General features: G+C 68.3%; 19 protein-coding genes and 2 pseudogenes. 11 read left to right on the plus strand and 10 right to left on the minus strand.

From position 1 onward, the window contains the following. Nucleotides 1-249 precede the first annotated feature (249 nt). Nucleotides 250-405, plus strand: coding sequence for a hypothetical protein (locus tag ACZ45E_RS00280; protein WP_468214629.1), 156 nt, complete (start codon nucleotides 250-252; stop codon nucleotides 403-405). Nucleotides 406-620: 215 nt separating this feature from the next. On the opposite strand, the gene ACZ45E_RS00285 is transcribed toward ACZ45E_RS00280, so the two are convergent. From ACZ45E_RS00285 to ACZ45E_RS00295, 3 genes are all read right to left on the minus strand, one after another. After that, the gene (locus tag ACZ45E_RS00285; protein ID WP_468214631.1) at nucleotides 621-1,703 is read right to left on the minus strand and encodes a YihY/virulence factor BrkB family protein; all 1,083 of its coding nucleotides are present in this window, start codon (nucleotides 1,701-1,703) and stop codon (nucleotides 621-623) included. Nucleotides 1,704-1,815: 112 nt separating this feature from the next. Next, entirely contained in the window at nucleotides 1,816-2,856 is a 1,041-nt protein-coding gene (locus ACZ45E_RS00290; protein ID WP_468214634.1) for a fatty acid desaturase family protein, read from the minus strand. A gap of 258 nt (nucleotides 2,857-3,114) precedes the next feature. Then, nucleotides 3,115-3,732 (minus strand): hypothetical protein, encoded by a 618-nt coding sequence (locus tag ACZ45E_RS00295; RefSeq protein ID WP_468214636.1) that lies wholly within the window; start codon nucleotides 3,730-3,732, stop codon nucleotides 3,115-3,117. Nucleotides 3,733-4,505: 773 nt separating this feature from the next. Here ACZ45E_RS00295 and ACZ45E_RS00300 point away from each other — a divergent pair. Next, nucleotides 4,506-5,357 carry a GAF and ANTAR domain-containing protein gene (locus tag ACZ45E_RS00300; protein ID WP_468214638.1) on the plus strand — a complete coding sequence of 284 codons (852 nt, stop codon included), beginning with the start codon at nucleotides 4,506-4,508 and terminating at the stop codon, nucleotides 5,355-5,357. Further along, nucleotides 5,354-6,127 (plus strand): GAF and ANTAR domain-containing protein, encoded by a 774-nt coding sequence (locus ACZ45E_RS00305; protein WP_468214641.1) that lies wholly within the window; start codon nucleotides 5,354-5,356, stop codon nucleotides 6,125-6,127. The genes ACZ45E_RS00300 and ACZ45E_RS00305 overlap by 4 nt, the downstream gene beginning before the upstream one ends. A gap of 495 nt (nucleotides 6,128-6,622) precedes the next feature. Here ACZ45E_RS00305 and ACZ45E_RS00310 read toward each other — a convergent pair whose 3' ends face one another. Next, nucleotides 6,623-7,144 carry a GNAT family N-acetyltransferase gene (locus ACZ45E_RS00310; protein WP_468214643.1) on the minus strand — a complete coding sequence of 174 codons (522 nt, stop codon included), beginning with the start codon at nucleotides 7,142-7,144 and terminating at the stop codon, nucleotides 6,623-6,625. A gap of 139 nt (nucleotides 7,145-7,283) precedes the next feature. On the opposite strand from ACZ45E_RS00310, the gene ACZ45E_RS00315 reads away from it, so the two are divergent. Continuing rightward, the gene (locus ACZ45E_RS00315) at nucleotides 7,284-7,853 is read left to right on the plus strand and encodes a suppressor of fused domain protein (RefSeq protein ID WP_468214645.1); all 570 of its coding nucleotides are present in this window, start codon (nucleotides 7,284-7,286) and stop codon (nucleotides 7,851-7,853) included. Here ACZ45E_RS00315 and ACZ45E_RS00320 read toward each other — a convergent pair. Continuing rightward, nucleotides 7,827-9,374 (minus strand): annotated as a pseudogene (locus ACZ45E_RS00320) (alpha/beta hydrolase); the annotation flags it as partial. The gene ACZ45E_RS00315 and the pseudogene ACZ45E_RS00320 overlap by 27 nt on opposite strands. A 340-nt stretch (nucleotides 9,375-9,714) precedes the next feature. Then, the gene (locus ACZ45E_RS00325) at nucleotides 9,715-10,599 is read right to left on the minus strand and encodes a LysR family transcriptional regulator (protein ID WP_468214648.1); all 885 of its coding nucleotides are present in this window, start codon (nucleotides 10,597-10,599) and stop codon (nucleotides 9,715-9,717) included. A gap of 164 nt (nucleotides 10,600-10,763) precedes the next feature. Here ACZ45E_RS00325 and ACZ45E_RS00330 point away from each other — a divergent pair, with 164 nt between their 5' ends. Beyond that, nucleotides 10,764-11,345 carry an anthrone oxygenase family protein gene (locus ACZ45E_RS00330; protein WP_468214650.1) on the plus strand — a complete coding sequence of 194 codons (582 nt, stop codon included), beginning with the start codon at nucleotides 10,764-10,766 and terminating at the stop codon, nucleotides 11,343-11,345. After that, nucleotides 11,345-11,467 carry a hypothetical protein gene (locus ACZ45E_RS00335; RefSeq protein ID WP_468214652.1) on the plus strand — a complete coding sequence of 41 codons (123 nt, stop codon included), beginning with the start codon at nucleotides 11,345-11,347 and terminating at the stop codon, nucleotides 11,465-11,467. The genes ACZ45E_RS00330 and ACZ45E_RS00335 overlap by 1 nt, the downstream gene beginning before the upstream one ends. Before the next feature lie 175 nt (nucleotides 11,468-11,642). On the opposite strand, the pseudogene ACZ45E_RS00340 reads toward ACZ45E_RS00335, so the two are convergent. Together ACZ45E_RS00340 and ACZ45E_RS00345 are read right to left on the minus strand one after the other, a co-directional pair. Then, a pseudogene (locus ACZ45E_RS00340) lies at nucleotides 11,643-11,774 on the minus strand (glyoxalase/bleomycin resistance/dioxygenase family protein); the annotation flags it as partial. A gap of 44 nt (nucleotides 11,775-11,818) precedes the next feature. After that, nucleotides 11,819-13,204: an NAD(P)-binding domain-containing protein gene (locus tag ACZ45E_RS00345; RefSeq protein WP_468214655.1), complete on the minus strand. Its 1,386-nt coding sequence runs from the start codon at nucleotides 13,202-13,204 to the stop codon at nucleotides 11,819-11,821. 102 nt (nucleotides 13,205-13,306) lie between these two features. Here ACZ45E_RS00345 and ACZ45E_RS00350 point away from each other — a divergent pair, with 102 nt between their 5' ends. Beyond that, a complete protein-coding gene (locus tag ACZ45E_RS00350; RefSeq protein WP_468214657.1) occupies nucleotides 13,307-13,681 on the plus strand; it encodes an ArsR/SmtB family transcription factor in 375 nt (124 codons plus the stop codon). Between the two features lie 79 nt (nucleotides 13,682-13,760). On the opposite strand, the gene arsB is transcribed toward ACZ45E_RS00350, so the two are convergent. Next, nucleotides 13,761-14,852 (minus strand): ACR3 family arsenite efflux transporter, encoded by a 1,092-nt coding sequence (arsB, locus tag ACZ45E_RS00355; RefSeq protein ID WP_468214658.1) that lies wholly within the window; start codon nucleotides 14,850-14,852, stop codon nucleotides 13,761-13,763. After that, nucleotides 14,852-15,163 carry an ArsR/SmtB family transcription factor gene (locus ACZ45E_RS00360; RefSeq protein WP_468214661.1) on the minus strand — a complete coding sequence of 104 codons (312 nt, stop codon included), beginning with the start codon at nucleotides 15,161-15,163 and terminating at the stop codon, nucleotides 14,852-14,854. The genes arsB and ACZ45E_RS00360 overlap by 1 nt, the downstream gene beginning before the upstream one ends. 468 nt (nucleotides 15,164-15,631) lie before the next feature. On the opposite strand from ACZ45E_RS00360, the gene ACZ45E_RS00365 reads away from it, so the two are divergent. From ACZ45E_RS00365 to ACZ45E_RS00380, 4 genes are all read left to right on the plus strand, one after another. Further along, complete coding sequence (locus ACZ45E_RS00365) at nucleotides 15,632-16,201, plus strand: hypothetical protein (protein ID WP_468214663.1); 570 nt, start codon at nucleotides 15,632-15,634, stop codon at nucleotides 16,199-16,201. A 222-nt stretch (nucleotides 16,202-16,423) separates the two neighbouring features. Further along, entirely contained in the window at nucleotides 16,424-18,676 is a 2,253-nt protein-coding gene (locus ACZ45E_RS00370) for a glycoside hydrolase domain-containing protein (protein ID WP_468214666.1), read from the plus strand. Continuing rightward, the gene (locus tag ACZ45E_RS00375; protein WP_468214669.1) at nucleotides 18,673-19,155 is read left to right on the plus strand and encodes a hypothetical protein; all 483 of its coding nucleotides are present in this window, start codon (nucleotides 18,673-18,675) and stop codon (nucleotides 19,153-19,155) included. Before ACZ45E_RS00370 ends, ACZ45E_RS00375 begins: the two co-directional genes overlap by 4 nt. Next, entirely contained in the window at nucleotides 19,152-19,919 is a 768-nt protein-coding gene (locus ACZ45E_RS00380; RefSeq protein ID WP_468214672.1) for a hypothetical protein, read from the plus strand. Before ACZ45E_RS00375 ends, ACZ45E_RS00380 begins: the two co-directional genes overlap by 4 nt. Nucleotides 19,920-19,969: the final 50 nt, after the last annotated feature.

Raw genomic sequence — 19,969 nt, forward strand, 5'->3', positions numbered from 1 at the left:
CGCCCGGGGCCGGCGCCGCAGTCGCCTGTGCCGCGCCCTGATCGGTCGCTGCGGGGAGAGCGCAACCCGGGGCGCCAATTGTTGTGGCATAGGCCGGCAAGAGAGGGGCACATGGAGGGAGCACAGCTCAGACCCAACAAGAGGACTGCAGGACCTTTCACCCATTTCCGGCCAGGCGGTCGGCGGGAGTACCCGCCGCGGGCGCACGAAGGCCCCGTACGCCGTCACGCCCTGACGAGAGGAAACTCCATGATTGTCCTCGGCGCCATCTTGCTCGTGATCGGCCTGTTGGTCGGTATCTCCCTCCTGACGACGATCGGCGGCATCCTCGTCGTCGTCGGCGCGCTCCTGTGGATCCTCGGCGCCACCGGGCGCAAGGTGGGCGGGCGCACACACTACTTCTAGGCCGGCCCGCGGAAAGCCCGCGGCCTGGAGGCCGTTGGCATCCGCGTGGCACGGGCCCCGTCGGCGGGCCCGTGCCACGTCTCTGCCGGTCTGGTTCTTGCCCCGCGCGAGCGGTTCCGTATGACACTTCGGCCCGGACGATCTGTTCCCCAGAATCGTCCGGGCCGAAGTGTCATACGGGACCGGCGGAGTCATGGCCTGGTCAGCGCTCAGGTTCAGGTCTTGTCCATGCGGCGTTTGTCCTGCTCGTCCCAGGCACGTGTGTCCCGGGGCTCGGTGTAGGGCTCCGCCTCGGCCGGGTGGCCACCGGCGATGGCCTCTTGGCGGGCCGTCTCCGCGTCGACCTCGAGCCCCAGCAGGATGGCGAGATTGCTGATCCACAGCCAGATGAGGAAGATGATGACGCCCGCCATCGTGCCGTAGGTCTTGTTGTACGAGCCGAAGTTCGCCACGTAGAACGCGAACCCTGCGGAGGCGGCCAGCCAGAGGATCAGCGCGAGGCAGCTGCCGGGGGTGATCCAGCGAAAACCCCTGACTTTCGCGTTCGGTGTCGCCCAGTACAGGATCGCGATCATGAAGGTGATCAGGACGACCAGGACGGGCCATTTGGCGATCGACCACACCGCCAGGGCGCTGTCGCCGATGCCCAGTACCTTGCCGGCCTGACGGGCGAGCCCGCCGGTGAAGACCACGATGAGAGCGCTGGCGGCGGCCAGCACCATGAGGATCACGGTGACGCCGACGCGCAGGGGGAGGACCTTCCACAGGGGGCGGCCTTCGGGCATGTCGTAGACAGCGTTGGCGCTGCGGATGAACGCCGCGACGTATCCGGATGCCGACCACACGGCCAGGACGAGACCCGCGATCGCCAGGACGGATCCCGTACCGCTGTTGCCCTGGAGTTGTTGCACGGCCTGCGTGATGGTGTCCCGGGCCGAACCGCTGGGGAGCTGCTTCAGCTGGGACAGCAGCTTGTCCGTGGTGGACTTGCCGGTGATGCCCAGGAGGGAGACGAGCACGAGCAGCGCCGGGAACAGCGACAGCACTCCGTAGTACGTCAATGCGGCGGCCCGGTCGGTGAGTTCGTCGTCCTGGAACTCGCGCAGGCTGTTCTTCAGGGCGGCGCCCCAGGACTGTCTCGACAGACCCGTCGGACCGTCCGGCGCCCTCTCCTCCACCTCCTCGTCCGGGCCGAACCGGTGGGCATCGCTCTCAGGTTCCGGTCGCCCTTCCGGTGCCGCATCGTCGTCCGTGCGGGGTTCGTGATCGTCGCGCCCTGGTTCTGTCAAGTGACCCATGCGCGGCGGGTTGCCGGTTCTGCCGAGCTCATGCCTCCTGGCCGCGTAGTGATGTCGCGGCTGTCGGTGAGGACGCACAGCGCGTAGGTGAGAGCTTCCTCCGCCCGGTCCGTCACACCCCTGCCCGGCGGCAGCGCAGGGGCGCGCCGGCGGCATGCAGGCTCTTGAGTGCCAGACGGTAGGAGTCGAGCAACCCCGTCTCCGCATAGGGCACTTGGAGTTCCTCGCAGTACGCGCGGACGATCGGCTGTGCCCGCCGCAAGTGGGGGCTGGGCATATGGGGGAACAGGTGATGCTCGATCTGGTAGTTGAGCCCGCCGAGGAGAAGGTCGACGATGCGGCCACCTCGCACGTTCCGCGAGGTCAGGACCTGGCGGCGCAGGAAGTCGGGACGCTCCTTGCCGGTGAGCATCGGCATCCCTTTGTGATTGGGCGCGAAGATGGAGCCCAGGTACAGACCGAACAGACACTGGTGGACGAGGAGGAACAGCACGGCCTTGCCCGCCGGGAGCACGAGGAACAATGCGCCGGTGTACAGGACGAAGTGGCCGATGAGCAGCAGGGCTTCCGTCCGGCGTTGTTTCAGTGCGGGGTCACGCAAGGACCGCAGCCCGGAGATGTGCAGATTGAACCCCTCCAGGGTCAGCAAGGGGAAGAAGAGGTACGCCTGCCGCTTGCCGAGCAGCCGGGACAGCCCCTGCGACCGCGCGGCCTGGGCCGGGTTCCACACCAGGATGTCGGGGCGCACGTCGGGGTCGAGGTCCTCGTGGTTGGGGTTCGCGTGGTGGCGGGAGTGCTTGTCCTGCCACCAGCCGTATCCCATTCCGATGGCGAAGTTGCCCAGTGCCCGTCCGGCCCGGGCGCTGGCTGTACGCAGCAGGAACACCTGACGGTGCGCCACATCATGCGCCAGCAGAGCCACTTGTCCGAAGACGAACGCCATGAATGTCGCCACGGCCAGGGTCCACCAAGTGTCGCCGAGCAGCACGAAGGCCACCCACGCCAGCAGGTAGGCGGACGCGACGACCGTGATGCGTGCCGCATAGTACCCGGGGCGTCGCCCCAGCAGTCCAGCGGCCTTGATCTTCCTCGAGAGGAGAGTGAAATCGCTCCCCTGGTCGACCTTTGATGTTTCGAGCGTGGAATGGACCATGTGCCCGGCCTTTCGGAACTGTCCGCGTCCGGCGGCGAAGAAGGGCGAACGCGCGTGGCTCCGCTCCGGTCGGCGGACTTTTTCAGCGCCGGAGAAGGAGGAGTCGCGGCCTGGTAGCCGTTGCGCAGGGGCTTCCCGCAAGCCATGTCACCGGAACGAATGAGCTGCCCGGGGCTGGGGACAGTGGGTGGTCGAGAACCGACCCCCTACATGGAGTGTAGCCGTAGGCACAAGTCGCCTCGCTCGAAGTGGTGCAGATCAGAGGGGCGGGTCCAGTTCGTGGAGAGGTGTGCCGCCCGCCCAGCGGTTCAGTCTGACGCCGTCGACAAGCTGCACCCGGGGCTGGTGGGAGGCCCACTGGACGTCGGTGCGGCTGAATGAACCCCTGTGGACTACGAGCCGTCGGCGGTCTTTGCCGGTCTTGGCGGTAACGTCCGGGGCGCCGGCTCCGGCGACGTTCTCCTCGGGCGGGATGTCGATCGTGGCGCGGACCGCCACGTCGAGTTCCCCGCCATCGGCGTCACGAGCGTAGAGCCGCACACTGCTCCCGTCGGAGAGGTCGGTGACCTGCCATCCGTCCCGGCGCAACATCCGTTCGACCGCCCTGGCCATGCCGCGCCGGCTGAGCCGGGAGAGTTCGGCGGGGGTGTAGAGACCCAGGCGACGGTGGACGAGAGCGCGACGGCCCCCGAAGCACAGGCCGACGAGCGCGGCGAGCAGAGCGATCGCGAGCGCCAGGGCGCCGAAGCCGAACCTGCGGTGCACCGTCACGAGGGCGAGCGGCGCGCACAGCAGCGCCAGGCCGAGGCCGGCGAAGGCCGGCAGCACCTCCCGCAGCCCCGGACCGTAGCGGCCCTGAGCACGTAGCTCGGCCATGACGTGCCGCCGCCGGGAGCGCCGGGACCCAGCAGCCGAAAGCTGTCGCATCCAGTGCGTCGCCGGATACCCGCTCCACCATCTCCGCCTCGTCACCGAAGCCGACTCCCCCCACCGCCCCGCACGCCACCTCGCGGGGAATAGAGATACCCGTTGGCGCGGAACGATGCCAGGGCGGGCCCTCACTCCGTGCGCGTGCGCGTGCGCGTGCGTTTGCCGCATGGCGCAGGGCACACGACGTGGACCAGCGGCGGGCGGTTGTCCGCGCCACCCGGTACGGGAGCCGTGTCGATCGAAGGCGCTGCTGAGACCAGGCAGACTCAGCGTTACGGCGCCGCGCGTACCGACCGGCGCCCAGGACACTCCACCAGGCGCCCGGCGGAGGACGCTCGCGTGCCGGTTCGGCCTTTTCGGCTCCTTATCAACCCATCCCGGACACGAGACCGGTAAACTCAACTCGCGTCCGAGCCCCCGACGTTCACCGGCCCCCGGCCCTCACCGCGGTCCGGTCAAGACTCTTCGTGCCCGTCACGTGTGACGTACCGGAGGAGGGGCCTGTCGTCGTGGATGTCGCGCAGCGCGCGGCGGTCTCGCGGCACGCGCGCCTCCCGCCGTCCCCCTGGCCGGCCAGGAGTGCCGCACCCGAGACGCAGGGAGTTCGATGTGACGACGGTACGACGACAGCCGGGACGCGACCGCCGGTGGTCGCCCGACCCGCGGCGGACCGCGCGGTCCGAGCTCCCCTCCCGTCGCCTCGTCGACGGGAGGGCGCCGTGAGCAGCGACCGGGTGGTGGCGATGCTGCGCCTGCTGGAAGATGACGGCTGGTCCGACGGCGCCGCGCACGCCGTGACCGAGGCGGCGTACGTACTGCGGGTGGACGGGGTCGCGGTGTGTCTGAGCACCGACGGCAGCGGAGCGCTGGAGGGCATGTGGTTCTCCCACCTGGCCGCTCGCACCTTCAGTGATCTGCAGTTCACCTGTGGTCAGGGGCCGAGCCTGGACAGCATGCGGTTCTGCTCGACCGTACGGGTCGACGATCTCACCGCGGTCAGGGAGGACCGCTGGCCCGCCCTGACCAACACCGACACAGGCCCGGTCCGCGGGATCTTCTGTTTCCCCTTGCGGATCGGTGCGCTGCGCATCGGAGTACTGACCCTGCTGCGCAACCGTCCCGGCCCGCTGACCGGGGCGACCGACGAGAACGCCGAGCTGTTCGCACGGGCGTTGACGAGATACTGCCTGGGCCGCAATGCGCCGCCGACCGGCCCAGCCCGTACCGAGGACGGCAGGAGCGCGTACCCCGGCGGGCCCGAGCCGGGCGCCTCCGCGGGCCTACGCACTACGGCGCGACCGGGCCGGGGTTTCCTGGAAGCCACGGACAGCCTGGAACGAGCCGAGATCCACCAGGCGACCGGCATGCTCAGCGTCCAACTGCGGATCGGTCTCGCGGACGCCCTCGTTCGCCTGCGCGCCCACGCGTACACCAGCGGGCGCCCCCTGGACGGTGTGGCGCACGCCGTCGTCACCCGCCGCCTGCGGCTCGGCGACGACGCCACCAGTGATGACGACGGCGCCTACGACCCTGACCCCGACACCCCTGACGAGAAGGACCCGCCCGCATGAACCGCGACCCACTCCTGGCCCCCGTCTTCGTAGAGATGGCCGACTCTCTCACGGAGGAGTTCGACGTCCTGGAATTCCTGCAGCGCCTGTGCGGCCACTGCATGGAACTGCTCAGCATCGAAGCGGCGGGCGTCATGCTCGCCGACTCCCAAGACGTCCTGCGTGTCCTGGCAGCCTCCGACGAGTACACCCGCCTGCTGGAACTGTTCGCGCTCCAGCACATGGAGGGCCCCTGCCAGGAGTGCTACCGCACCGGCAGGCCCAGCACCGGCGTCGACCTCACCACCGAGCAAGCAGCTCATGACTGGCCCCATTTCACCGCTGCCGCACGCCAGGGCGGTTTCGCCGGTGCCAACGCCCTGCCGCTGAAACTACGCGGCCGCACCATCGGCGTCCTCGGACTCTTCCGGGCCGCTCCACACCCTCTGACCGCCTCGGACCTCGCGCTGGGCCAGGCCCTGGCCGACGTCGCGACCATCGCCCTTCTCCAGCAGCGCACCATCGCCGCCATCGAGACCGAACGCGACCAACTCCAGCACGCGTTGCACAGCCGCATCGCCGTCGAACAGGCCAAAGGCGTCCTCGCCGAACGCTGGAACACCTCCCCCGACACCGCGTTCCTCACCCTGCGCAGCTACGCGCGCACCCACCGGCAGTCGATCACGGTCCTGGCCATGGGCATCACGGACGGCACGTTCGACACCCGCGACCTCCCTCACCCGTCCGGTCCTCGGTCCCAGCCCGGCCCTTCGAAGCCACACCGAGCCTGACCCGCCGCGCCACGGTCGGGGATCGGCCCTGGACCCGGCAGTCGTACCGGAGGCACGCGGTCCGTCACGAGGCCGGGGCTTGCACGACGTTCGCAATCGTGGTCGTGGAGCCCGCGGTGCAAGACTGGCGGAGCAGATGCGCCCTGGCCGGTGCATGCCGCCTCAGCGGCGGGCACAGCACTCGTGCCTCCTGCCCCTGCTCAAGGATGTGTAAGGCGGCCCCACGATGGCTCATGAAGACCGGTCCCCCACGGCGCGGGCCCGCGCACGAAGCCGGATCGTGATCAGCGATGCGGTACGGATGCAGCGGGCCGCGTGGCGGATGCGCCGGGACGCGGCGGCCATGCGCGCCCGGCTCATGGCCCGTCGCCCTCCCCGGGCACCCTGATCGCCCGTTCTGCCGCCCGCCGGCCCGGTGACGGCGCGTGCGAGCGAACGAGGCCGGCACCCGAGAACGCTGCACCGACTCGGGTGTTCTGGCCAGTTGGACGCGGCTCAGAGGCTCTTTCGCATCTGAATGCACATCGTCTCGTGGCGACGGATCGATCCGTCGGGTCCTTCCTCGTCCCACGCATCGGGTTCGCGGCCGTATGCGACGTAGCCCAAGCGCTCGTACAGGGCGCGTGCCCTGGAGTTGTCCTCCTCCACGGCGAGTTCGGCCGTATGGAGCCCGCGGTTCCGGATTCGTTGTTCGGCAGCATGGATGAGCAGTGTTCCCAAGCCGCAGGACTGCAGCGCCGGCAGCACGGCGAGCTGCCACAAGGTTCCGGCTTCCTGGGAGACCTGATAGTCGATGCCGCCGATCGCCACCGGCAGGTTCACAGGAGTGCATACAGCCAGGTACTCCACCTCCCCTGCCGCAGCGCGCATCAGCTCTCGCTCCACGTGGCGCAGGTGGGTGGCCGAACCGGACCAGGTGCACGACGGCAGATCCTGAGGCAGCAGATCGCGCACGGTGACACGCGTGGTGACGGTGGCATAAGAGGAGTCGTCTTCAGTGATCACGCCTCGAAGCATGCGACCTTGGAGGCGGCACGACAACGGATTTCTCCTGCCGGTGCCGTGCGCCGGCACACCCTCTGTGGACCTGTCGCGGAGCGTGACTGATGACGGCCCCGGTGGCGTGCGCCGGCGAGCGGTCGTGCAGGCTGGACACATGGCCAGTCGCGCTGAGAAGTACCTCGCCCATCTTGATCGACTCTCTGGAGGAAGGGAGCTCCGCTTCTTCCCTGTCGAGTCGACCAAGCAGGGGCTGCGGGGCGTGACGGAGATCGTCTACGACAATCTGCCGGACGGTCTTCTCACGGCGCTCACCTACGGCTTGTCGCTGGCGGAGCATCCCGATTGGCAGCACGGCTCGCCGGAACTCTGCCTCAGCGTGAACTCCACCAACGTGATCTGGGCCCACGCCGTGGGCTTCCTCGCCGAGCAACTCCGTGGAACCTGCCCATTCAGTTACGGCAGCACGATCAACTTCGGTGAGCGCATCGTGCCCGAGTCAGAGATGACGGCATTCTGCGTGTTCGCGCCGCTGGTCCTCGACAGAGACGACTACCTGGGCATCGACGTCGGCGTTCCGGGACACGAGGGCCACGACGTGATCAACATCCAAGGGATGTACCCCATCCACGAGGTCGAGCGGCAGTTCATCGACGAGTACGGGCTTGAAGCCTTCTGGAAGAGCGACTGGGATCCCACCAACGTGCTCCGGCGCCCCGCGATCTGACCTGGGGAGAGCAGGCAAGGAGGTCGTCCGCCTCTTGTCGGTGTCCGCCCGGTACGTCACGTCGGCGGTCGGCAACTCGCCTGTGGCCAGGTAGAAATTGGCCGCGGCGTCCGCGCACGGGTTCGTGCCGTAGACGCCATGCCCTTCGCCCTCGTCGACGGTCACCATGCGCGAGCCCTACATCTGCCGGTGCATGGCCTCTCCGGTGACCAGCGGGGTCTGAGGGTCCCATTCGTTGTGCACGATGAGCACCGGGACCTTGTTGTTCATCACGGTGGCAGGCTCAACGGCCTTGTCCCAGAAGGCGCAGGGGGTGATGCCGGAGACGAAGTCCCCGTAGAGGGGGTAGCGCCGCGCGTCGCGGATCGAGTCCCTGCGATACGTTTCGATGTCGCGCGGCCAGGTGGCATCGCCGCACACCACGGTGAGGGCCCCCGAGGCATCGAGTGCGGGCGAAGGCTGGGAGAGGTCCAGGCCCACCGCCCTCCCCTGGGCCGCTTGCTTCAACTGCATGACCCGCTGGGCCCCTTCGCGCACGGTGAAGAAGTCCCTGCGCGCCAGGTCGCGTACTCCGGCGCCGTCGAGCGGCACTCCGTTCACGACGAGAGGAGCCCGGTCGGCCCTGGCGACCACGTCCCAGAAGGTCTTGCTCACCGCGGCCGGTGTGTCGCCGAGTCGCTACGTCGAGTCGTGTGCGGCGGTCCATTTCGTCCACCGCTCGTACGCCCGCTCCACCTCCGGCCCCCAGACCTGGTACATCCCTCGCCAGATCCGCTTCGGGTCGTCGGCGCTGTCGAGGACGAACCGGTCGGCGCGGCGGGGGAACATCTGGGTGTAGACGGCGCCCAGGGCGGTGCCGTAGGAGGTTCCGAAGTACGAGATCTTCCGCTCTCCGAGGACTGCGCGCAGGACGTCCATGTCGCGTGCCGTGTTTCGCGTGGTGATGTGCCGGAGGGTGCTGCCCTCCTTCGCACGGCACTTGTCGGCGACGGACTTGGCCAGGGCGACGTTCTTGTCGAACGTCCGCAGCGGGTGCAGGGGCGTGTTCTCCTGGGGGGCGAGCCCGCACTGTACGGGGCTGCTCCGGCCGATGCCGCGCGGGTCGAAGCCTATGAGGTCGTATCGGTCGGTCACCTGCTGGGGCAGTCGGTTCTTCAGGTCGATCGGCAGCTGAAGGCCCGGGCGACCTGGGCCGCCCGGGTTCGAGAGAAGCACGCCGTGACGTTTCCCGGGGACGCTGGTCCGGAACCGGGAGATGGCCACGTCGATCTTTCTGCCGTCGGCAGCGCGGTAGTCCAGTGGAACCTTCAGGGTCGCGCACTGAAAAGCGTCGGGGGTGTCGGAGCCGCACCGCTCCCAGGTCGGCTTCTGCTGGGTGTAAGGGCGCAGGGCGTCGGCCGAAGTGGGTGCGGGCGCCGAGCGGGCCGATGGGCTCGCGGCGGCCCCGGGCGCGGCGAGGCCGGGCGCCAGAGCCGTCATGACGCTGACGGCGAGCAAGGGGACGAGTGGACGCCTTTGCATGCGGACGGTCCTTCCGATCGGCGTTGCTGACATGGACGATCTTGTCCTGCCGACCTGCCGAGCGACTCGTCCAGGAAGCCCGATGTTGCGCAACTCCCCTGCCCTCAAAGGTGTTTGTGTGTCCTCCTTCGGTATGAGGCGCTACCGGGACGAACCCCGACCGGCGTCGGGGGTGCTCCCTGACATCCAGCCGTGTTCCGAACAGCCACAAGCGCCGCCGTGTGTGCCGTGGCATCGCTGAGGGCTACTGCCTCGGCCGAGCTGCCGGAGAGATTCCCGCCCCTGCGTGTCCCGACAGCGACAGGCGCGCCCCGGCTCACGGCCGCTGTCCCAGGTCCGGTCAGAGGGTCAACGGGCCGAGGTCGTCGGCCACCTCGGCGAGGTCGCGGATCGCGGCTGTCTCGCCGCTGGTGCGCCAGCACAAGGCCCAGCGGCTGAGCGGAGCGTCCAGAATGGGAATGTAGGCGATGTCGGGTCGGGCGTAGTAGCGCGACGCGTGCGCGTGAGCCGGGCAGACCGCTTCTCCGCTGGCGACGATGGCGAGGAGCTGCGAGCCGTCGGTCGCGGCCGGTCCCCCGGGGATCGGCCGTCCGCCGGGGGTGTGGGTGGGGATCAGCGCCTCCCGCCAGTAGTCGGGTGCGGCGCCGGTCAGGACAGCCTCGTCGGCGAGGTCTTCGTAGGAGACCGAGTCACGTGTGGCCAGCCGGTGGGTGGAGGACACACACAACACGACAGGTTCGGTACAGACGACTGGGCCCACGGTGAGATCCGGTTCACGGATGGGGAGCCAGGCGAGCAGGACATCGACGCTGCCGCGGCGCAGCGCGGAGAAGGGGTCGTTGTAGCCCACGGCGCGGATCCGCACGGTGCAGCCGGGACGGCGGGATGCGAACGCGGCGAGGACGGGACGCAGGTCCTCGCTGTTGCTGGACAACATGCCCAGGCGCAGCGCCTCGGTCTTCCTCTTCGCGGTCAGCGCGGCTCGCTCCAGGCTCTGCCGCAGGCCGCGGTGGACCGGGAGCAGGTCGTCGTAGAGCTGCCGGCCGAGCGGAGTGAGGTGAACGCGGTGGCTGGTGCGGTCGAAGAGCGCGCCGCCAATGCGGCGCTCCTGCTTCTTGATCGCCTGGCTGACTCGGGCCGGGGACACGTGCAACCGTTCGGCGGTCCGCCCGAAGTGCAACTCCTGAGCAAGCGTCAGGAGGATCTCGATGTCCCTGATCTCCATATGTGCTTCCAGCCCCCGTCGTTGCTCCTCAGCCACGTTAACCGTCAGGTTAATGCGCCCTGCCGGAAAGCCCGTTGCCGCTGATCCCGCGAGGATCGAGGGTTGAGCAGGCGGGCCCGTCGGGGGTGCGTCGTCGACGTTATGCGCAACCAGGAGGATGCAGCGTGAAACACCTGCAGACCGGCGTGCTGCTCGCCGGCACACTGTCCACCGGGCTCATGGCCGGGCTGTTCGCCGCCTTCTCCTACGCGGTCATGCCGGGCCTGGCCCGGTCGTCCGACCGCACCTTCGTCGAGGCGATGCAGGGCATCAACAAGGCCATCGTCAACCCGGTCTTCATGCTCCTGTTCATGGGCGCGATCCCCCTCCTCGGCCTCGCGGTCTTCCTGGCCCGGCGCGGCCACGGCCGCCCCGCACTGCCCTGGCTGATCGCCGCGTTGGTCCTGTACCTCGTGGCCTTCATGGTCACCAGCGGCGTCAATGTCCCTCTGAACGACCAACTCGCGCGTGCCGGTGACCCCGACCGCATCAGACACCTGGCGACGGCCCGCGCCGACTTCGAGAACAAGTGGGTCCTCTGGAACATCGCCCGCGCACTCCTGCACACGGCGGCGTTCGCCTGCGTGGCCTGGGCACTGGTCGTGAACGGCTCCACCAGCGGCCACCCGGGGGCCGCCCAGCACGTCAAGGGAGACCGGCCTGCCCCCGCCGACATCCCCCGAGCGTTCACCGGGACGGACCTCTGATGCCTTCCGCCACCGGTCTGCTCATCGCGGTCAGCCACGGCCCGCGCGTCGCCCGTGGTCTGCTCCCGCGCGGCCGGGGACAGTGGGAGGTGGCCAAGAGCGATACCGGGTGGAGGTTCTGAGGCAGCGTGAGGCTGCGACCAAGATTCGGCTCGGTCGTAGCCTCGATCTGCCGGGCTGGTTGTAGGGGTAGCAGCCGCCTGGCGCGGTCGTCTCGCGGGTGGTCAGCAGCAGCCGGCCTCGGCTTCTGCATGCTCGCTGGAGCTGGTGCAACAGGTGCTACGGGGCGGGGTTGGGCGGGGGTTGGGCGACGGCGAAGTTGGCGTAGCCGTCACGGAGTTCGGCCGGTTCGGTGTTGAAGAGCTTGCTGTAGAAGACGATCGAGGCGTCGAGGTCGGGCACGCGCAGAGCCAGTTGCACACGGGACATGGTGGTCCTCCTGTCGTGGTGGGGCGCGCGGGCGTGCGTGCGGGTCAGCAGCCGCCGGAGGCGGGGGGCTGGGCGGTCGCGGGGGCGCCGAGCTGGATCAGGGCGGGGGCCGGGACACAGCAGCCGCCCGCTGCTTCCTCTTCGGCGGTGGGTGCCTCGAAGAGGCCGGCGCCTCCGCACACGCCGGTCTCGGGGAGAGTGAGTTCGACGCGGTCGGCGGACTCCTCGTCTCCGGCGAGGGCGGCGGCGACCGAGCGGACCTGCTCGTATCCGGTCATCGCGAGGAAGGTGGGGGCGCGGCCGTAGGACTTCATGCCGACCAGGTAGATGCCCTGTTCGGGGTGGGACAGTTCACGGTGACCGTGCGGGTGGACGGTGCCGCAGGAGTGCTGGTTGGGGTCGATCAGCGGAGCCAGGTCGACGGGGGCCCGCAGGCGCTCGTCGAGGGCGAGGCGGAGTTCGTCGAGGAAGGTCAGGTCGGGGCGGAAGCCGGTGAGCACGATGACCTCGTCGACCGCATCGAGGCGGCGGCCTTCTTCGGCGACCAGGCTCAGGCGGCCGTCCTCGCCCTGCTCGATGGTGTCGATACGGAAGCCGGTGACCGCGTCGGCGTGTCCGTCGTCGACGGCGGCCTTCGCGGCCAGGCCGAGGGCGCCGCGAGCGGGCAACTCGTCGGCCTCGCCGCCGCCGAAGGTGGAGCCGCTGAGGCCGCGCCGCAGGATCCACAGCCCCTTGGTGCCCGCGCCGTCCTCGGCCTTGGCGAGGTCGGCCAGGTTGGCCAGGGCGGTGAAGGCGGAGGCCCCGGAGCCGATGACGGCGGTGCGCTTGCCCGCGTAACGGGCGTGTACGGCAGGGTCGTTGAGGTCGGGGACGCGGTAGGTGATGCGGTCGGATGCGGCGCGTTCGCCGAGGGCGGGCAGACCGCTGCCGCCCGCCGGGGACGGGGTGGCCCAGGTGCCGGAGGCGTCGATGACGGCGCGCGCGAAGATCCGCTCCTCGCGGCCACCGTCGGCATGGGCGACGTGGACGACGAACGGCTGGGCCTCGCGGTCGGCGTCGACGATGCGGTCGCGGCCGGAGCGGGAGACACCGGTGACCCGCGCGCCGGTACGGACCTTGTCGCCGAGGGTCTCGGCGAGCGGCTGCAGGTAGTCATTCGCCCAGTCACCGCCGGAGGGGTAGGTGTCCGGGGCGGGGCGGGTCCAGCCGGTGGGAGCGAGGAGCTTCTCGGCGGCCGGGTCGACGACCTCGCCCCAGGTGGAGAAGAGGCGGACATGAGACCACTCGCGTACCGCGCTGCCCGCCGACGGCCCGGCTTCCAGGACGAGCGGTTCGATGCCGCGCTCGATCAGGTGGGCTGCGGCGGCCAGGCCGATGGGGCCGGCACCGATGACCACAGTCGGCAGGGCGGCGGGCATGCTCTCGCTCATCACGTTCTCCAGGGCGTTCAGGAGGCCATCGATCTACTGATTCGATGCATGTCGATACAAGGGACCTTGCCACCATGCATCGACAGATGTCAATATCGACGCATGTCGAATTCGAGCGTCGTGGGGCTGCCGGTCCTGCACCAGTCGGACGGGACGGTGGCGCCGTGCTGTCCGCCGCTGAACGAGCGCCCCCTGAGCGCCGAGGAGGCGGAGCGGACCGCGAAGATGTTCAAGGCACTCGGCGATCCGGTGCGTCTGCGGTTGTTCTCGCTGGTCGCCTCGCACGAGGGCGGTGAGGCGTGCGTGTGCGACATCTCCGACGTCGGGGTCTCGCAGCCGACCGTCTCCCACCATCTCAAGAAGCTCAAGGACGCCGGGCTGCTCTCCTCCGAGCGGCGCGGGACGTGGGTGTACTACCGCGTAGAGCCGAGCGTTCTGGCCGCGATGGGACAGCTGCTCACGGCGGGGGCCCGCTGACCCGCAGCGGCTTGTACGCGCAAGCGGCCGGGGCCCACAGCGGGGTGCCCCGGCCGCCTTCCTGGCGCGTCAGCGCACGTCACGCGCTGCGGAACGTCCGGCGCCAGGCGAGCGAGACGTAGACCAGTGCCACCAGGACCGGCACCTCGATGAGCGGGCCGACCACGCCGGACAGGGCCTGGCCGCTGGTGACCCCGAAGGTAGCGATGGCGACCGCGATGGCCAGCTCGAAGTTGTTGCCCGCCGCGGTGAAGGCGAGCGTGGCGGTGCGGTCGTAGGCGAGGCCGATCGCCTTGCCGAGCGCGAAGGTCCCGAACCACATCACCGCGAAGTACACGAGTAGCGGGGATGCGATCCGGGCTACGTCCAGCGGCTGCGAGGTGATCGTCCTGCCCTGCAGGGCAAAGAGGATGACGATCGTGAACAGCAGCCCGTACAGCGCCCAAGGGCCGATCTTCGGCAGGAAGTTGGACTCGTACCGCCCGCGGCCCAGTTTCTGTTCGCCGATGCGGCGGGTCAGGAAACCGGCAAGCAGGGGAACGCCGAGGAAGATGACGACGTTCAGCGCGATCTTCCACAGGGAGATGTCGAGGTGCTCGCCGTCGCCCAGGCCCAGCCAGCCGGGCAACAGGTCGAGGTAGAACCAGCCGAGAAGGCCGAACGCCAGGACCTGGAACACCGAATTGAGGGCCACCAGCACGGCGGCTGCCTCGCGGTCGCCGCACGCCAGGTCGTTCCAGATGATGACCATCGCGATACAGCGGGCCAGCCCGACGATGACCAATCCGGTGCGGTACTCCGGCAGACCCGCCAGGAAGATCCACGCCAGCGCGAACATCACCGCAGGTCCGACGATCCAGTTGACGACCAGCGACGACACCATCAGCTTGCGGTCGCCGGTGACCGCGTCGAGCTTGTCGTAGCGGACCTTGGCCAGCACCGGATACATCATCACCAGCAGGCCGGCCGCGATCGGGAGGGAGATCCCGCCGATTTCGACCTTCGCGAGCGTGTCGTTCAGACCGGGGACCAGACGGCCCAGACCCAGACCGAGAACCATGGCGAGCAGGATCCACACGGCGAGGAAGCGGTCCGGAGTGGGGAGCTTCGCGACGACCCCCGCCTCTCCGCCGTCCGCCTGGCTGATCGTGGCGGGTTCGGTGGACGCCATCAGCAGGCCCGCTTCCGGCCGGTCTCCACGGTCTCCCGGGCCGCAGCAGCCAGCGCGGCGAAGGAGCCGGCCAGCGCGTCGATGACCTCGGGCTTCAGCTTGTAGTAGATGAACCGGCCACATGGCTCGGTGTCCACCACGCCGGCCTCGCGCAGCACCTTCATATGGTTGGAGAGGTTGGTCTGCTTCGCACCGGTCTCGGCGACCAGGTGTGTGGTGCACAGCGTCTCCTGGGCGAGCAGGGTCACGATCTGGAGCCTGAGCGGGTCGGCCAGCACCCGCATCAGTTCAGTGTCGACTGATGTCAGCATGGGCCGACAGTTTCACATCACCCTCGACTGATACCAGTCCATCCTGATGCAACCCATGAAAGGTCAGAGCCCGCACCATGACGGAGGGCGGGCGTCCGGTCGGGAGTGCCGTCACGACACCTGGACAGCCCGATTGGTTGCACTGGCCACGTAAACGATTCGATCACTTCACGGCCACAAGATCGCAACCGAATACACACACCGACACACATGGGACGCTTTGATCTTGCCGGTGATTTGATCTTGCTGAAGACTCGCCGCACACCTCGTCGGGCGGTGAGCCGACGATGCGAAGTCCCCGTCTTCGGGGCGCCGTTCGGCGAACGCCCTTGCCGCACGAACATCAAGGCGAGGTTTTTCTTTTCCATCCACACGAACCCTCGGCAACCCCTGTCGGGCTGCCATCCCGTAGGACCGGGGTTGCCGAGGGGCGAAAACGACAGGAGCACACCTATGCGTTTCCCCCGCATGATACGACGCGCCGCGGTGGCGGCCACCGCCACCCTCGCCCTGCTGGGCTGGGGTTCTCAGACCGCCGTGACGGCCGCGGAGCAGAACGTCGGCACGTACAGCTGGCACTTCGGCGCGGACATGCCGCAGGAGCAGCAGGACTTCGTCTCCGCCTTCTATCCCGACGGTCCTCCGAGCAACGCGCTGAGCAGGGGAGCCATCGGCGAGGCGTGCACCGGAACTCTCATGCGGGGTGTCGCGTTGCCGGTGGGCGTGGACCCGTCCGTACGTAAGGCCACGCTCTTCACCTACTGGAACAGCAGCACCGAGACCTCGTGCGCCGTCATGGACAACAACACCTCCGGCGCGAAGTACATGATGCTGAGCCTGTGTTCCAACCAGTTCCCCGCGAACATCAACCAGCCCTGCGTGGTCGACTCGGGCAACTTCAGCTCCTACGCGGGTGAGGTCAAGCTCTACGCCACCGACTACGCCACCCGGTGCGATGGCGTGATCGCGTACATGAAGGACACCTCCACCGGCAAGGTGCTGGTGAACTACGACACGAACATCAGCGGCTGCAAGTAGCCCCCGCGTCCGCGGTCGGCGCGGCGAGGTGCGACCGCCCCACGTGTGTCGGCACGCGCGCGCACCTCGCCCCGATCCCGCGCGACGCCTGTTCCTGAGGAGACCCAAGGTCTCCGACCTCCCCTCCCCGGAACCACTGCATTCCCCGAACCTTCGGATCTACGTCCCCTGCTGCCTCGCCGACGTATCAGGAGACCCGCACCGCTCGAAAAGGAGGACTCTGTGGCCGATGAAATGGTGCTACGAGCCCAGAAGTTCGTGAACACGACGTACGGAAATGGTGCGACGCTCGGCATATCCAAACTGGTGGAAAACGGCCAGACGAGCTGGACGGTCATGTACGCCCTCACCAGGGCGCTGCAGTACGAAATGGGAATCGCCTCCCTGTCGGACTCCTTCGGCCCGACCACGCTGGCGATGATCGGGGAGAAGTACGGAAAGCTCGACGAGACGACGGTCCCCTCGGCGAACTTCTGCCGGATCCTTCAGTCGGCGCTGTACTGCAAGGGTTATGACGGTGGTGACATCGACGGCAAGTACAACGACCGGGTCAAGTCCGCGGTGACGGAGCTGCATCAGGACATGGGCGTCTCCGCCACCTACCCGGGCAGCGCCCTGTGGCCGAAGACGACCAAGGGCCTGTTCAACATGGACGCCTATGTCCCCGTCAACGACGGCTCGGACACCGTCGCAGCCATTCAGCGGTGGCTCAACGGCAAGTACATCCTCCGCAAGGACTTCTACGCCATCCCCTGCGACGGTCACCACTCGCGGGACGTGGCCAAATCCATGCTCTTCGCGATCCAGTACGAGCTGGGTATGGCGGACGGCGTCGCGAACGGCGTCTTCGGTCCCGGGACCCAGAGCGGCATCAAGTCGCACACGGTGGCGACGGGTTCCAGTGGCGTATGGGTGCAATTGTTCTCCGCGGGCATGGTGCTCAATCACCGGCCGGTCTCTTTCACCAGCAGCTTCTCCGCGGACTTGGCCTCTGCCACCAGCGCCTTCCAGTCCTTCGCCGCGCTGCCGGTCACGGGCAAGGGTGACTTCTCCACCTGGGCCTCGCTCCTCGTCTCCTACGGCGACCAGGGTCGTAACGGTCAGGCGTGCGACGGTGTCACGAAGATCACCGACGCGCGCGCCCAGACTCTCAAGGCCCAGGGCATCACCTACGTGGGCCGCTACCTGACCAACCCGATCCCGGACGACCCCGACCTGCCCGAGAAGGCCATTCAGCCGGGTGAGCTGCAGACGATCGCGAGCAACGGACTGCGCTGCTTCCCGATCTATCAGACCTTCGGCCGGGACGCCTCGGGATTCAACTATGCGGCGGGCCGGGCCGCGGGACAAGCGGCTGTGAACGCTGCGCTCGACCACGGATTCAAGTCCGGTACGCGCATCTTCTTCGCCGTCGACTTCGACGCGCTCGACTACCAGGTCACGGACAATGTGGTGCCGCACTTCAAGGGCATCCAGGACGCGCTCTCCGACGACGGCGGCCGGTTCGAGATCGGTGTCTACGGGCCCCGCAACGTGTGCACACGTGTGAGTGAGGCCGGCCATGCCACGGCTTCCTTCGTGTCCGACATGTCCTCCGGTTTCTCGGGCAACTTCGGTTATGCGCTGCCTGACAACTGGGCCTACGACCAGATCGTCACCCGCACACTCGGCTCGGGGACCGGGTCCATCAACATTGACATCGATATCGCATCCGGACGGGACAAGGGGCAGGCATCGTTCGACGCGCCCCGGGCGGCGCTGCCCGACGTCCGTTATGACGGGGGTTTCCTCAACGCCCTGCACGACGACCTCAGCAAGTACATGAGGTCCATCGGCTTCGCCGACGACGGTGGCACGGGAGCGGACGCGCGTCTCTTCACGCACACCGAGTGCTTCGAGACCATCATGTCCTACGACCAGCAGACCACTGACCTTTCGAACAAGTACCACATGCGCAAGGCGCTGATACAGACCTCCGCGTACTGGGAGATGCGCCACTACGACCTCATCGACCAAGGTGTCGATCACGCGGTGGCCGCGTACCACCTCGAGGGGATCGGAACGATCAAGGATTCCTCGACCGGGATCGGCCAGATCAGCGGGGCGGTGGGTATCCGGGCGTGGAATCACTGCATCAACAAGGGGTTCGTCACCGGGACCATCGCCGACCCGACCAAGGACGCCGACATCTGGGAGATGTGGCAGAAGGTCAACAAGGACAACGGGTTCACCATGCGCACGGTGCCACTCATTCACCTCTGGGGCGCCGACGGCAAGCCCGGCGGTAGCAACCCCCCGAGCGGAGAGACCACTCTGCGGTCCATGCGCCTCGACTACACCGAGCGCGAAGTCTTCCAGGTCCTGCGGCGCTACCAGGGATGGGGCGACCAGGCCGAGGCCGACGCCACCAAGCGCATGGCGATCTACCAGATCTTCGAGAAGTACAACGCGATCATGAGGCAGCTCGCAGGATGACGGCCGTGTCCGCGGCCTCCGAGTACCCGGCGGCGCTGCCGCTGGGCCTCTGCGTCCTGGTCAGCGTGCTGACCGCCTTCGGTCTCGCCGGTTACGGATTCAGCTGCCTGGCCGGCGCCGGACGCACCCCGGGTGTGTCCGGCGCCGCCCGGGGGGCCGCCGCGCTGAGCGCCGCGGGGTGTGTGGGCCTGTACGTATGGGGCGCCACGCACCTGTTCCTGGACGAGACCGGGACCGCTCAGGCATGCCGGGACGCTGTCGGCCCGGAGCAGTACGCCTCCGTCGACCGCTACAGCGTTTCCTACGTGCCGCCGTCCGTGCACTGCCACCTCGCGGACGGCGGCACTTACGACGCGGCCGTTCCCGGGTACGTCACGCCCCTCATGAGCGGACTCGCCGTCATGGCTGTCACGCTGACCGCCATCGCGGCCGCCGAACATCACACCCGCCACCAAGCACACACGGAGAAGAAGCTGTGACCACGTCACCCGTGTCACGTCGCACCATCCTGGTCCGCGCGGCGGCCGTTGCCGCGGCCGCGGCGACGGTGTCGTTGCCCGGTTCGCAGTTCCTGGCTTCACCCGCCTACGCCGCCGATCAGGACCCGTTCTCGGACGTGATCCGTCGAGCGGTCAAGAGGGCCAACGCGCGCAACAAGCGCATTCTGACCGACGCACGTTCGGCCAACGGTTGGGAGATCGAGAACACCGTCGACCAGGACGGGACCATCTTCACGCGCCCCGTCCCCGGCGTCCCGCTCTCCGGAGTCCAGGTGCGTCTCGGTGAACCCGAAGAAATTCTCGTCCACGTCATCCAGCGTTACCACTACGAGATCGACGGTCTACGGAACGGCGATGTCACCGGTTGGCGCGCCCCGGACCAGATGCGCAAGAACCGCCCGGAATCCAACCAGGCTTCCGGCACGGCCGTACAGATCCGTCCGAACTTCTACCCGGTCGGCGTGACAGGTGGGTTCTTCCCGCAGCAGGTTGTGGTCGTCCGGGACATTCTCGCCGAACTCAACGGCGTCGTCCGCTGGGGTGGCGACGACCGCACCCCGGACGAGTCGCTGTTCTACCTCACGGTCAAGCCCGAGGACCCGCGGCTGATCAAGGCAGCCCAAAAGGTCCGCACCTGGCGCGCCACGCCGGGCCGCGGCGCGGGGACCGCGGTCGACGTCACGTCACCGGACAGACGCAAGGCGGCACGAGCTCTGGAGAGCCGTCAGCGACGCAGCGCCTGAACTACTGCTCCCGCAACGGAGCACCTGGTATCCGGCTACGGACTGATCGA

It is taken from the genome of Streptomyces sp. NPDC030991, from assembly GCF_055571235.1.